Source organism: Streptomyces sp. NPDC000878 (assembly GCF_053599695.1).
The window spans coordinates 18782-31434 of the sequence record NZ_JBSFMT010000100.1 but is presented as its reverse complement, the minus strand read 5'-3'; the positions used below and the strand labels follow the sequence as shown (position 1 = coordinate 31434).

The following is a 12653-nucleotide window of genomic DNA, read 5'->3' as shown; positions in this document are numbered from 1 at the left end:
GTCCGGCGTTTGAGGACGAGGCCGTTCAGGCCGAAAGGGGGGTCTGGGGGCGCAGCCCCCGAGGATGGGAACGGGTAGGGGCGGCGGGGGCGAGACAAAGCCCGTCCAGGTGTGAACCCGTCACCCCCGTTGCACCATGGCTCCATGCTGCTCACCCGGCTGGCCCACGTCTCCCAGGAAGTCGCCGCCACCTCCGCCCGCACCCGCAAGATCGCCCTGCTCGCCGAACTCTTCCGGGACGCCGCCCCCGACGACGTCCCCATCGTCATCCCCTACCTCGCGGGACGCCTCCCGCAGGGACGCCTCGGCATCGGCTGGAAAGTACTGGACCAGCAAATCCCCGGCGCCACAGAGCCCTCCCTCACCGTCCTCGACGTCGATGCCCGGCTCACCGCCATCGGCACGGTCACCGGACCCGGCTCGCAGGCCGAACGCAAACGCCTGGTCGGCGAGCTGCTGGCCGCGGCCACCACGGACGAGCAGCGGTTCCTGTTCGGCCTCATCACGGGTGAGGTACGCCAGGGCGCCCTGGACGCCGTCGCCGTCGAAGGGCTGGCCGTCGCCACCGAGGCACCGCCCGCGGACGTACGGCGGGCCGTGATGCTCGCGGGCGCCATCCAGCCCGTCGCGCAAGCCCTGCTCGCCGACGGACCACCAGCCCTCGCCCGCTTCCGCCTCACCGTCGGCCGCCCCATCCAGCCCATGCTCGCCCACAGCGCGACCTCCGTCGCAGAAGCCGTCGAGAAGCTCGGAGCCTGCGCCGTCGAGGAGAAACTGGACGGCATCCGCGTCCAGGTCCACCGCGACGGCGACGACATACGCCTCTACACCCGCACTCTCGACGACATCACCGACAGACTCCCCGAAGTGACCGCCGCCGCACGGACGTTGAGGGGCGAGCGGTTCATCCTGGACGGTGAGGTGATCGCCCTCGACGCCGCCGGACGGCCCCGCTCCTTCCAGGAGACCGCCGGCCGCGTCGGCTCACGGGTGGACGTGGAGACGGCGGCCCGGGACGTACCCGTCTCCCCCGTCTTCTTCGACGCCCTCTCGATCGACGGCCACGACCTCCTCGACCTCCCCTTCGCCGAACGGCACACGGCACTGGCCCGCCTCGTCCCGGAGCCGATGCGCGTACGGCGGCTCCTGGCCGGCGGCCCGGCAGACACCCCCGCCGCCGAGAAGTTCCTCGCCGACACCCTCGCGCGCGGTCACGAGGGTGTCGTGGTCAAGGCCCTCGACGCCCCCTACAGCGCCGGCCGGCGCGGTGCGGCCTGGCTGAAGGTCAAGCCCGTACACACGCTCGACCTGGTGGTGCTGGCGGCCGAGTGGGGCCATGGCCGCCGTACCGGCAAGCTCTCGAACCTCCACCTCGGCGCCCGCAACCCGGACGGGACCTTCGCCATGCTCGGCAAGACCTTCAAGGGCATGACGGACGCGATGCTGACCTGGCAGACGGAGCGGCTCCAGGAGCTGGCGGTGTCGGACGACGGCTGGGTGGTGACCGTACGGCCGGAACTGGTCGTCGAGATCGCGTACGACGGTCTCCAGCGGTCCACCCGCTACCCGGCCGGCGTCACCCTCCGCTTCGCCCGCGTGGTCCGCTACCGGGAGGACAAGACCCCGGCCGAGGCCGACACCGTACAGACCCTGCTGGCCGCGCATCCGGAGGCGACAAGGTGACAGCGAGGGCGAAGCCAAACGGGAAGCGCAGCGCCGGGTTGTTGCTGTTCCGACGGGCCGCGCCCGACGCGGTGGTGGAGGTGCTCCTGGGACATATGGGCGGGCCCTTCTTCGCCCGGCGCGATGCCGGGGCCTGGACGATTCCCAAGGGCGAGTACGTGGACGGAGAGACCGCCTGGGACGCGGCGCGGCGCGAGTTCGAGGAGGAGCTGGGACTGGCTCCGCCGGACGGTGAGGCCGTGCCGCTGGGTGACGTACGGCAGGCCGGCGGGAAGGTCGTCACGGCGTGGGCGATCGAGGCGGATCTCGATCCGGCCGCTGTCGTGCCGGGCACGTTCCGGATGGAGTGGCCCAGGGGGTCGGGGCGGGAGCAGGAGTTCCCTGAGCTGGACCGGGTCCAGTGGTTCACGCTGGATCGGGCGCGGGCCGTGATCGTGTCGGCCCAGACCGGGTTTCTGGACCGGCTGACGGAGCACTCGGGGCGCTGAGACCGTGTCGGTGGCCTGCGTACGCGTTGCGGGGGCCATCGGCGCGCGGGAAGGTCGAAGGACAGCCCTCAACCAGGAGGCCAGCCATGCCCATCGCGACGGTGAACCCGGCGAACGGCGAGACGATCAAGACGTACGAGGCCATGGGCGGCGAGGAGATCGAGCGCAGGCTCGCGACCGCCGAGGCCGCCTTCCGCACGTACCGCACGACCGGCTTCGCCGAGCGCGCCCGGCTGCTGCACCGGGCCGCCGACCTGCTCGACGAGGACCGGGACGACGTCGCCCGCACCATGACGGTCGAGATGGGCAAGCCCGTCACACAGGCCCGCGCGGAGGCCGCGAAGTGCGCGAAGGCGATGCGCTGGTACGCCGACCATGCCGAGGAACTCCTCGCCGACGAGAAGCCCGCCGAGGCCGACGTCAAGGACTCCGGCGGCTCCCGAGCCCTGGTCCGTTACCGGCCGCTCGGGCCGGTGCTCGCGGTGATGCCGTGGAACTTCCCGCTCTGGCAGGTGATCCGCTTCGCGGCACCGGCGCTGATGGCGGGCAACGTGGGCCTGCTCAAGCACGCCTCGAACGTGCCGCAGACGGCCCTGTATCTGGAGGATCTGTTCCGCCGGGCGGGCTTCCCCGAGGGCTGCTTCCAGACGCTGCTGATCGGGTCGGGCGCGGTCGAGGACATCCTGCGTGACCCCCGGGTGCGGGCGGCCACGCTCACCGGGAGCGAGCCCGCCGGGCGTGCGGTGGCGGCCGTCGCCGGGGACGAGGTCAAGAAGACGGTGCTGGAGCTGGGCGGCAGCGACCCGTACATCGTCCTGGCGTCCGCCGATGTCGACCGGGCGGCGCAGGTCGCGGTGACAGCGCGTGTGCAGAACAACGGGCAGTCGTGCATCGCCGCCAAGCGGTTCATCGTGCACGCGGACGTCTTCGACGCGTTCGCGGAGCGCTTCTCGACGGCCATGGCCACGCTGAAGGTCGGCGATCCGCTGGCCGAGGACACGGAGGTCGGGCCGCTCGCGAGCGAGCAGGGCAGGACCGACCTGGAGGAACTGGTCGACGAGGCCGTGGAGAGCGGCGCGACGGTTCTGTGCGGTGGCGAACGCCCGGAAGGCTTCACGGACCACGGCTGGTACTACGCGCCGACCGTCCTCGCCGACATCACGACCGAGATGCGCATTCACCAGGAGGAGACGTTCGGCCCGGTCGCGACGCTGTACCGGGCGGCCGACCTGGAGGAGGCGTTGGCGATCGCCAACGACACACCTTTCGGGCTGAGTTCGAATGTCTGGACCCAGGACGAGGCCGAGGTGGACCGTCTCGTACGGGATCTCGACGCGGGCGGTGTGTTCGTCAACGGGATGACCGCGTCCCACCCGGCGTTCCCGTTCGGCGGGGTGAAGCGGTCCGGGTACGGGCGTGAACTGTCGGGGCACGGAATCCGCGAGTTCTGCAACATCACGACGGTATGGCACGGAGCGTGAGCGTTCCGCGGCTACGATCCCCTCTGTGAACCGCGAAGTGACTCTGCCTCTGATCGTCGACGACCGCGGCACGTTGCAGGTGGCCGCCTCCGACGTCAGCAAACTGCTGCGCACGGTCGGGGGTCGCTGGCTGCATCTCGTGGAGGCGGGCCAGGACAACCTCGACGAGGACACGGTGGCCGCCCTCACCATCGAACTGGCCAAACTGGCCGACCGAATCGACGTGGCCTGCATCGCCCACAGCAGCGGCGGCGCCCCCTAAGGGGCGCGGGGCTGTATCGATTTGCGGCTCCGCCGCGGGGCGCGACCAGCCACAGCGCGCCCGCAGCCCGAAAACGACCGCACCCCCACGGCGCTACCGAATCGGCATCCCCGACAGGGTCCGAGCAATCACCAACCGCTGGATCTCACTCGTGCCCTCGAAGATCGTGTAGATCGCCGCATCCCGGTGCATGCGCTCGACCGGATACTCCCGGGTGTACCCATTCCCCCCGAGTATCTGGATCGCCTGCCCAGTGACCTTCTTCGCCGTCTCACTCGCGAACAGCTTCGACATCGACCCCTCCGCCGCAGTGAACGGCTTCCCACTGATCGCCATCCACGACGCCCGCCACGTCAGCAGCCGCGCCGCGTCGATGGACGTACGCATGTCGGCGAGTTGGAAGGCGACCCCCTGGTTGTCGATGATCGGACGCCCGAACTGCTCCCGGGTCTTCGCGTAGTCGAGGGCGACCTCGTACGCGGCCCGAGCGGTGCCGACCGCCATCGCGGCCACCGCGGGGCGACTCGCCTCGAACGTGGCCATCGCCGCGTTCTTCACCCGCTCACCGCCGGACTTCGCCCGCTCCCGGGCCCGGGCGAGGCGCTCGTCGAGCTTCTGCTTGCCGCCGAGGAGGCAGGAGCCGGGGATGCGGACGTTCTCCAGGACGACCTCGGCGGTGTGCGAGGCGCGGATGCCGTGCTTCTTGAACTTCTGGCCCTGGGACAGACCGGGCGTGCCCGGCGGGACGATGAAGGAGGCGTGGCCCTTGGAGCCCAGCTCGGCGTCGACGACGGCCACGACGACGTGGACGTTGGCGATGCCGCCGTTGGTCGCCCAGGTCTTCGTGCCGTTGAGGACCCACTCGTCCTTGGCCTCGTCGTACACGGCACGGGTGCGCATGGAGGCGACGTCGGAGCCGGCGTCGGGCTCGGAGGAGCAGAAGGCGGCGACCTTGACATCGTTGGCGTCGCCGTACATCTGCGGGATCCAGGTGCCGACCTGCTCCTCGGTGCCGTTGGCGAGGACGCCCACGGCGGCGAGGCCGGTGCCGACGATGGAGAGGGCGATGCCCGCGTCGCCCCAGAACAGCTCCTCCATGGCCATCGGGATGCCGAGGCCGGTGGGGTCGAAGTACTGCTGGGCGTAGAAGTCCAGGGAGTAGATGCCGACCTTCGCGGCCTCCTGGATGACCGGCCAGGGCGTCTCCTCGCGCTCGTCCCATTCGGCGGCGGCGGGCCGGATCACATCGGCGGCGAAACCGTGGAGCCAGTCGCGAACCTCCTTCTGTTCGTCGTTGAGCTCCATGGTGAATTCGGCCATGACCCCTCCAGTGCTGCACTAGCATGTTACCTGCGGTAACTGGAGTCTGTTACCCGTCGGTAGGAAAAGTCAACTCCCGGACCACGGTCGGCAGCCCGTTCGATGAGCATCGACCGATGAGTGTTAGTTTGCGCAGGCGTCACCGATATCAGTACGGGGTGGGGAGAGACCATGGAATCCACGCAGCAGACCGATCAGCAGCGGTCGGCCGACCGCCGTCGGCGCGAGCTGCTGGAGGCCGCGGACCGGGTGGTGCTGCGCGACGGCCCCGGCGCCTCGATGAACGCCATCGCCGCCGAGGCAGGCATCACCAAGCCGATTCTCTACCGCCACTTCGGCGACAAGGGCGGACTCTACGCCGCCCTGGCCAAGCGGCACACCGACGCCCTCCTCGACTCGCTGCGGGCCGCGCTGGACGCGCCCGCGGAGCGGCGGGAGCGGGTGGAGGCCACGCTGGACACTTACCTCGCGGCGATCGAGGCGCGGCCTCAGGTGTACCGGTTCCTGATGCACCCCGGGGACGGGGTGTCACCCGGCGATCCCGGGTTCGACGTGCGGAAGCATTCGCTGCCGTTGCTGCGGCTGATGGGCGAGGAGTTGGCCCAGGTGATCGAGGATCGGGTGGATCTCGGTCCCGGGAGTCAGCAGTTGGCTCGGGTGTGGGGGCACGGGATAGTCGGGATGATGCATGCGGCGGGGGACTGGTGGTTGGGGGAACGGCCGTGTTCTCGGGCGGAGTTGGTGCGGAGTTTGGCTGATTTGTTGTGGGGGCGGCTCGCTGCCGCGGGGGATCGCGTGGGGGGTCCGGGGTTCTGAAGGGTTGTGTGTTGGCTGCGGGTCGGTGGGGGCTGGTCGCGCAGTTCCCCGCGCCCCTAAAGGCAGGTCCGTCAGCGTTCCCCGTACCAAGAAGCTCGGGTTGTCTGCCGCATCAGCCTTCTGTGGCGCCAGCCCGTCAAGCGGTCCGCGTACGTCTGGCCTTCCAAGTGGTCGCACTCGTGCTGGAGGCAGCGGGCGAAGAAACCCATGCCCTCCACCCGCACCGGTTCCCCCGTCACCGTGAAGCCCTCGACCACGGCCTCGTCGAATCGCTCGGTGCCTGCCTCCAGGCCCGGGAGGGACAGGCAGCCCTCCGGGCCGCGCAGCACGAGGCCGGTCGTCTCGATCAGGCGGGGGTTGACCACGTGCCCTACGTGACGGACGTCCTCGTCGTCGGGGCAGTCGTAGACGAAGACCCGCAGGGGGCTGCCGATCTGGTTCGCGGCGAGGCCCACGCCCTGGGCCGCGTACATCGTCGCGAACATGTCCTCGACGAGCGCGGCGAGTTCGGCGTCGAAGTGTGTTACTTCCGCGCAGGGGGTGTGGAGAACCGGGTCACCGAGCAGTGTCAGAGGGCGGACGCGGCCTCGCGTACCCGGGATGGAGCCTTGTCGCATGGCCGCAAGGGTACGGTCACCAAAGTCGCGCGGGCGCCGTGGTGGTGCCGCGATGCGGGTCCGGTGAACGGATCTCGATAGGCTGAGGTCCACACCACGTGGCCGGAGGCACAGGCGCGGCGCGTACGCAAGGAGGATCGAGATCTGATGGCAGGCAACTCGGACCCGCTCACTCCGCGGGCCAAGCTGGCCGTGACGGCCGGCAAGGCCGTTGCGGCGGCATCGCGTGCGGCAGGGCGCGGCAGCGGATCGGTGATCGGCGGCAAGGTAGCCCTCAAACTCGACCCCGACCTCCTCGCCCGGCTCGCCCAGAACCTCGACGTGATCCTCGTCTCGGCGACCAACGGCAAAACCACGACCACGCGGCTCATCGCGGAGGCCCTGCGCGCCGCCGGGCCGGTCGTGTCGAACGCGCTCGGCGCCAACATGCCCGCCGGCATCACCTCGGCGCTCGCGGGCGGCTCGGACGCCAAGTTCGGGGTCATCGAGGTCGACGAGAAGTACCTCGCCGGAGTCGCCCGCGACACGGACCCCAAGTGCATCGCGCTCCTCAACCTCTCCCGCGACCAGCTCGACCGCGCCGCCGAGACCCGCATGCTCGCCGAGGCCTGGCGTGAGGGGCTCGCCGGGTCCAAGGCCGTTGTCGTGGCCAACGCCGACGACCCGCTGATCGTGTGGGCTGCCTCCTCGTCCCCGAACGTGATCTGGGTCGCCGCCGGGCAGATGTGGAAGGACGACGCCTGGTCCTGCCCGTCCTGCGGTGGCGTGATGCAGCGGCCGGGCGACGACTGGTTCTGCGGTCAGTGCGGCTTCCGCCGCCCGACGCCGAGCTGGGCGCTCAGCGGCGACCACGTCCTCGACCCGCACGGGTCCGCCTGGCCGATCCACCTCCAGCTGCCGGGGCGCGCCAACAAGTCCAACGCGGCTGCCTCGGCCGCCGTCGCCGCCGTGTTCGGCGTACCGCCGCAGGTCGGTCTTGAGCGCATGTACCAGGTCCAGGCGGTGGCCGGGCGGTACGACGTCGTGCAGTTCATGCAGCGCGATCTGCGGCTGCTACTGGCCAAGAACCCGGCCGGCTGGCTGGAGACGTTCTCCCTGATCGACCCGCCGCCGACCCCGGTCATCCTCTCCGTGAACGCGCGGGGCGCCGACGGCACCGACACCTCGTGGCTGTGGGACGTCGACTACACGCAGCTCACCGGGCACCCGATCTTCGTCATCGGCGACCGCAAGCTCGACCTCGCGGTGCGCCTGGAGGTGGCCAACCAGCACTTCCAGGTCTGCGAGAACGCCGACCAGGCCGTGCAGCTGGCGCCGCCCGGCCGGATCGAGGTCATCGCGAACTACACCGCCTTCCAGGATCTGCGCCGCCGCGTCGGCAACTGACCACTGCCGCCAACCGACCACTGAGGACGATCACTTCATGAGCGACAACCAGCTGCGTCTGGTGTGGATCTACCCGGACCTGCTCAGCACGTACGGCGACCAGGGCAACGCGCTCGTCGTGGAGCGCCGGGCCCGGCAGCGCGGCCTCGACGTGGCCCGGCTCGACGTGCGCAGCGACCAGCCGATCCCCACCTCCGGCGACATCTACCTGATCGGCGGCGGCGAGGACCGTCCGCAGCGGCTCGCGGCGGAACGTTTGCGTCGCGACGGCGGTCTGCACCGGGCTGTCGGCAACGGCGCGATCGTGTTCTCCGTGTGCGCCGGGTACCAGATCCTGGGCCACGAGTTCATCAACGACCTAGGTCAGCGCGAGCCCGGCCTCGGGCTCCTCGACGTGGTCTCGGTGCGCGGCGAGGGCGAGCGGTGCGTGGGCGACGTACTCGGGGACATCGACGCGCGCCTCGGCCTGCCGCCGCTGACCGGGTTCGAGAACCACCAGGGTGTCACCCACCTCGGCCCCACGGCCCGCCCGTTCGCCCGGGTGCGGCTCGGCAAGGGCAACGGCACCGGGGACGGCACCGAGGGCGCGTACAACGACACGGTCTTCGGTACGTACATGCACGGACCCGTGCTCGCCCGTAACCCGCTGATCGCGGACCTGCTGCTGAAGCTGGCCCTCGACGTCAACGCGCTGCCGCCGACCGACGACCGCTGGTACGAGGCGCTGCGCAACGAGCGGATCTCGGCGGCGCAGCAGCCCGCCTGACCTGCCGCGCCCCCGCGCACGCCCTGCTCGTACACCTGCCGTGCGCTTGCGCGTCACCGGCCCGTCTGACGGGGCATCCGCACAGGTGAGCGGCGGTGTCCAGCACGCGGACGGGTGCTACGGCCTGGGACCCCGCCGCCGGTATGGTGGCGGGGATCGAGCCGGACAGCGTGGTCCGGTCCCGGCCCACGTGGAGAAGGATTTCGGGCGATGCGCATTGGTGTCCTGACGTCCGGCGGCGACTGCCCCGGCCTGAACGCCGTCATCCGGTCCGTCGTGCACCGCGCCGTCGTGGACCACGGTGACGAGATCATCGGCTTCCGGGACGGCTGGAAGGGCCTCCTGGAGTGCGACTACCTCAAGCTCGACCTCGACGCGGTGAGCGGCATCCTCGCTCGCGGCGGCACCATCCTCGGCTCCTCCCGGGTCCGCCCCGAGCATCTGCGGGACGGCGTGGAGCAGGCCAGGGGCCATGTCGCCGAGCTGGGGCTCGACGCGATCATCCCGATCGGCGGCGAGGGCACGCTCAAGGCGGCCCGGCTGCTGTCCGACAACGGCCTGCCGATAGTCGGCGTCCCCAAGACCATCGACAACGACATCGCGGTGACCGACGTCACCTTCGGCTTCGACACGGCCGTCGGGGTCGCCACGGAGGCCCTGGACCGGCTGAAGACCACCGCCGAGTCCCACCAGCGCGTCCTGATCGTCGAGGTCATGGGCCGCCACACCGGCTGGATCGCCCTGCACTCCGGCATGGCCGCCGGCGCCCACGCCATCGTCGTCCCGGAACGCCCCTTCGACATCGAGGAGTTGGCCGCGCGTGTCGGCGAGCGCTTCGAGGCGGGCAAGCGGTTCGCGATCGTCGTCGCGGCGGAGGGGGCCAAGCCGCGTGAGGGCTCCATGGAGTTCGACGAGGGCGGCAAGGACGTGTACGGGCACGAGCGCTTCGCCGGGATCGCCCGGCAGCTCTCCCTGGAGCTGGAGGAGCGGCTCGGGAAGGAGGCGCGGCCGGTGATTCTGGGGCATGTGCAGCGGGGTGGGACGCCTACGGCCTATGACCGGGTGCTGGCTACCCGGTTCGGGTGGCATGCGGTGGAGGCGGTGCATCGGGGGGAGTTCGGGCGGATGACCGCGCTTCGGGGGACGGACATTGTGATGGTGTCCTTGGCCGAGGCCGTCGAGACGCTCAAGACTGTTCCTGAGGCTCGGTACGCCGAGGCTGAGTGCGTGCTTTAGCCGTTGACGGTTGTTCTTCGGGTGCGGGTGCGTCGTGGCTTGTCGCGCAGTTCCCCGCGCCCCTAAAAGCACCACCTTGCCCCCGGTCCACGTCGTGGCCGGGGGCGGTTCTACTCTGGGGGGATGGAGCACAGCGGGCACGGTACGGACATGGAACTTCTGCCCTTCACCTTGGGGCGGGGGCTCGGGTGGTCCGCCGATCCGTTCTTTCTGGTCACCTGTCTTGTCGGGCTCGGGCTGTATGCGTGGGGGGTCGTGCGGCTGGCCCGGCGGGGGGACAAGTGGTCCGTCGGGCGGACCGTTTCGTTCGTGCTCGGGGTGCTGAGCGTCATGCTCGTCATGTGCACCCGGCTCAACGACTACGGCATGGTCATGTTCAGCGTGCACATGGTGCAGCACATGGTGATCAGCATGGTCTCGCCGATCCTCATCCTGCTCGGCGCGCCGATCACGCTCGCGCTGCGGGGGCTGCCGGTCGCGGGCCGGGGGCGGCGGAAGGGGCCGCGTGAGCTGCTGCTCGCGCTGCTGCACAGCCGGTACATGCGGATCGTCACGCATGCCGCGTTCACCATCCCGCTGTTCATCGCCAGCCTCTACGTCCTGTACTTCACTCCGCTCTTCGACTTCCTGATGGAGTCCAAGACCGGGCACATCGCGATGATGTGTCACTTCCTCGCCGTCGGGCTGATCTTCTTCTGGCCGATCATGGGCGTCGACCCCGGCCCGAACCGGCCCGGCTATCTCATGCGGATGCTGGAGCTGTTCGCGGGCATGCCGTTCCACGCGTTCTTCGGGATCGCGCTGATGATGGCGTCGGAGCCGATGGTCGAGGCGTACAAGAACCCGCCCGCCTCGCTCGGCATCGACGCGCTGTCCGACCAGAACGCGGCCGGTGGGATCGCCTGGGCGTTCAGCGAGATCCCGACCGTACTGGTGCTGCTGGCACTGCTGTTCCAGTGGTACGGCTCCGAGCAGCGGCAGGCGAAGCGGCAGGACCGGGCCGCGGACCGGGACGGCGACAAGGAACTCGAGGCGTACAACGCCTATTTGGCCTCCCTGAACGCACGTGGGCGCTGAATCAACTTTAATTCCCCTTGCCAGAAACACTTTCTCATTCAGTAGCATGGACTGACGTAACCGCCGGGGGGAGCGGGTATGACGCTTCATGCTTTCAGGAATCATGGGCTTCTGCGGCTGGCAGTCGCACTGCTGTGCGTTCTATTTGCCAGCAGTTGCGACAGACAAGCGCCGCTGGCGGTGGTGAAGGCGGTGGCCTCGGGGGTGCCCTCCCTCGCACCGTTCTTCGACGAGAACAGCGGTCTGGGACAGGACGCCCAGGTGCGTTCGCAGCCCGCGCACGGCAGCAGTCTGCAGCAGGGGAGCACGCCCGGGCTGTACGGGGGCACGAGGAAGCCGACGGTCTGTGACGTCGACAAGCTGAAGAAATTCCTCACCGACCCCAGGAACAACAGGAAGGCCCAGGAATGGGCACGTGTGGTCGATATTCCGAAGCCTGGGATTCCCGCCTATCTCGACCGGCTCACACCCGTCCTCCTGCGCCACGACACCCTCGTGAAGAACCACGACTACAAGAAGGAAAAAGCGGTCCCCTTCGACGCACTGCTCCAGGCCGGAATCGCGGTTCTCGTCGATGAGGCGGGAGTTCCCGCCGTGAAGTGTTCATGCGGAAATCCGCTGAAGCCGTTCAAGGGGGACACGGACCGTATTTCCGTCGAGTTCGAGGACGGCAACAAGAAGTGGAGCGACTACGACGCCGACGAGGTCGTGCTCGTACGTCCCGCACCCAGCAAGGTCGACCGCTTCGCGCTGGTCGACGTGGAGGAACCGGAACGGGGCATCTACCGCCAGACCGGCACAAAGGGTGAGGCCGACAAGGTCTTCGACACGCGCGAGCGGCACCAGGTGCCGTCACTCGCCGGGACGACCTTCGGCAACGCGAGCAGCCAGTTGACCAACCTGGGCCTGGCGACCGCGTACGACACCGACGGGCTGCCCCCGTCCAACGCCACCGTCACCGGCTCGAACCCGGGCCCGGGGGCCGCCCTCCCGTTTGGCTCGTACGTCACGCTCAACGTCCACATCGAGTCCGGCACCCCCGACAGCGGCACGGGCGGCAGCGACGGAACCGACGTCACCACTCCCCCGGGGACGACAAGTCCGGGTTCCCCATCGACTTCGGCTCCGGGATCCGACACCCCCGCCCCCAGCAGCACCGATCCGTCACCACCGTCGTCGGACCCCACAACGCCTCCGCCGCCCAGTAACGACCCGACACCGCCCACGTCCGAGCCGCCTTCGTCCGACCCCACACCGTCGGACCCGGGCAGCAACACCCCGGACACCGGCCCCCCGAGCGAAGAACCCACCTCCGAGCCACCCCCTCCTCCACCCCCACCGCCGCCTCCCCCACCACCGAGCGAAACACCCAGCCCCCCGCCGGAGACGACCAGCGCACCCCCTGAGGTGAGCAGCCCGCCCCCGACAACCGCCTCTGCCTCGGAAACGCCGGGTGCGTGAACGCGCCCTTTAGGGGCGCGGGGAACTGCGCGACAAGCCCCCACCGGCCCGCAGCCGACA

At 69.8% G+C, this 12653-nt stretch carries 12 protein-coding genes; 10 read left to right on the top strand and 2 right to left on the bottom strand.

The window, feature by feature from the left end; translation table 11 throughout:
* The first annotated feature begins 144 nt into the window (after positions 1 to 144).
* From ACWDR4_RS45440 to ACWDR4_RS45425, 4 genes are all read left to right on the top strand, one after another.
* Positions 145 to 1683 (top strand): ATP-dependent DNA ligase, encoded by a 1539-nt coding sequence (locus ACWDR4_RS45440; protein ID WP_450417482.1) that lies wholly within the window; start codon positions 145 to 147, stop codon positions 1681 to 1683.
* Positions 1680 to 2171, top strand: coding sequence for an NUDIX domain-containing protein (locus ACWDR4_RS45435; protein WP_450417480.1), 492 nt, complete (start codon positions 1680 to 1682; stop codon positions 2169 to 2171). The genes ACWDR4_RS45440 and ACWDR4_RS45435 overlap by 4 nt, the downstream gene beginning before the upstream one ends.
* Before the next feature lie 86 nt (positions 2172 to 2257).
* A complete protein-coding gene (locus tag ACWDR4_RS45430) occupies positions 2258 to 3652 on the top strand; it encodes an NADP-dependent succinic semialdehyde dehydrogenase (protein WP_450417479.1) in 1395 nt (464 codons plus the stop codon).
* Positions 3653 to 3677: 25 nt separating this feature from the next.
* On the top strand, positions 3678 to 3914 hold the full coding sequence (locus ACWDR4_RS45425) for a DUF6213 family protein (RefSeq protein WP_450417477.1): 237 nt from the start codon (positions 3678 to 3680) through the stop codon (positions 3912 to 3914).
* Between the two features lie 93 nt (positions 3915 to 4007).
* Here the strand turns inward: ACWDR4_RS45425 and ACWDR4_RS45420 are convergent, their stop codons facing one another.
* Positions 4008 to 5234 (bottom strand): acyl-CoA dehydrogenase family protein, encoded by a 1227-nt coding sequence (locus tag ACWDR4_RS45420; RefSeq protein ID WP_450417476.1) that lies wholly within the window; start codon positions 5232 to 5234, stop codon positions 4008 to 4010.
* Positions 5235 to 5405: 171 nt separating this feature from the next.
* On the opposite strand from ACWDR4_RS45420, the gene ACWDR4_RS45415 reads away from it, so the two are divergent.
* Entirely contained in the window at positions 5406 to 6050 is a 645-nt protein-coding gene (locus ACWDR4_RS45415; protein WP_450417474.1) for a TetR family transcriptional regulator, read from the top strand.
* A 71-nt stretch (positions 6051 to 6121) separates the two neighbouring features.
* On the opposite strand, the gene def is transcribed toward ACWDR4_RS45415, so the two are convergent.
* Positions 6122 to 6667: a peptide deformylase gene (def, locus tag ACWDR4_RS45410; RefSeq protein WP_450417473.1), complete on the bottom strand. Its 546-nt coding sequence runs from the start codon at positions 6665 to 6667 to the stop codon at positions 6122 to 6124.
* Between the two features lie 147 nt (positions 6668 to 6814).
* On the opposite strand from def, the gene ACWDR4_RS45405 reads away from it, so the two are divergent.
* The 5 genes from ACWDR4_RS45405 to ACWDR4_RS45385 all read left to right on the top strand — a co-directional run bounded on the left by ACWDR4_RS45405 (position 6815) and on the right by ACWDR4_RS45385 (position 12593).
* A complete protein-coding gene (locus ACWDR4_RS45405; RefSeq protein WP_450417471.1) occupies positions 6815 to 8053 on the top strand; it encodes a MurT ligase domain-containing protein in 1239 nt (412 codons plus the stop codon).
* Positions 8054 to 8090: 37 nt separating this feature from the next.
* On the top strand, positions 8091 to 8819 hold the full coding sequence (locus tag ACWDR4_RS45400) for a type 1 glutamine amidotransferase (RefSeq protein WP_450417469.1): 729 nt from the start codon (positions 8091 to 8093) through the stop codon (positions 8817 to 8819).
* 210 nt (positions 8820 to 9029) lie between these two features.
* Positions 9030 to 10055, top strand: coding sequence for a 6-phosphofructokinase (locus tag ACWDR4_RS45395; RefSeq protein ID WP_450417468.1), 1026 nt, complete (start codon positions 9030 to 9032; stop codon positions 10053 to 10055).
* Between the two features lie 123 nt (positions 10056 to 10178).
* Entirely contained in the window at positions 10179 to 11132 is a 954-nt protein-coding gene (locus tag ACWDR4_RS45390; RefSeq protein WP_450417467.1) for a cytochrome c oxidase assembly protein, read from the top strand.
* Positions 11133 to 11336: 204 nt separating this feature from the next.
* Positions 11337 to 12593, top strand: coding sequence for a DUF6777 domain-containing protein (locus ACWDR4_RS45385; RefSeq protein ID WP_450417465.1), 1257 nt, complete (start codon positions 11337 to 11339; stop codon positions 12591 to 12593).
* The last annotated feature ends 60 nt before the right edge of the window (positions 12594 to 12653 follow it).

Excerpts from the sequence above, each read along its gene's own strand:
- ACWDR4_RS45440 (WP_450417482.1), top strand. The coding sequence starts at position 145 with ATGCTGCTCACCCGGCTGGCCCACGTCTCCCAGGAAGTCGCCGCCACC.
- ACWDR4_RS45430 (WP_450417479.1), top strand. The coding sequence starts at position 2,258 with ATGCCCATCGCGACGGTGAACCCGGCGAACGGCGAGACGATCAAGACG.
- ACWDR4_RS45420 (WP_450417476.1), bottom strand. The coding sequence starts at position 5,234 with ATGGCCGAATTCACCATGGAGCTCAACGACGAACAGAAGGAGGTTCGC.
- ACWDR4_RS45415 (WP_450417474.1), top strand. The coding sequence starts at position 5,406 with ATGGAATCCACGCAGCAGACCGATCAGCAGCGGTCGGCCGACCGCCGT.
- def (WP_450417473.1), bottom strand. The coding sequence starts at position 6,667 with ATGCGACAAGGCTCCATCCCGGGTACGCGAGGCCGCGTCCGCCCTCTG.
- ACWDR4_RS45405 (WP_450417471.1), top strand. The coding sequence starts at position 6,815 with ATGGCAGGCAACTCGGACCCGCTCACTCCGCGGGCCAAGCTGGCCGTG.
- ACWDR4_RS45400 (WP_450417469.1), top strand. The coding sequence starts at position 8,091 with ATGAGCGACAACCAGCTGCGTCTGGTGTGGATCTACCCGGACCTGCTC.
- ACWDR4_RS45395 (WP_450417468.1), top strand. The coding sequence starts at position 9,030 with ATGCGCATTGGTGTCCTGACGTCCGGCGGCGACTGCCCCGGCCTGAAC.
- ACWDR4_RS45390 (WP_450417467.1), top strand. The coding sequence starts at position 10,179 with ATGGAGCACAGCGGGCACGGTACGGACATGGAACTTCTGCCCTTCACC.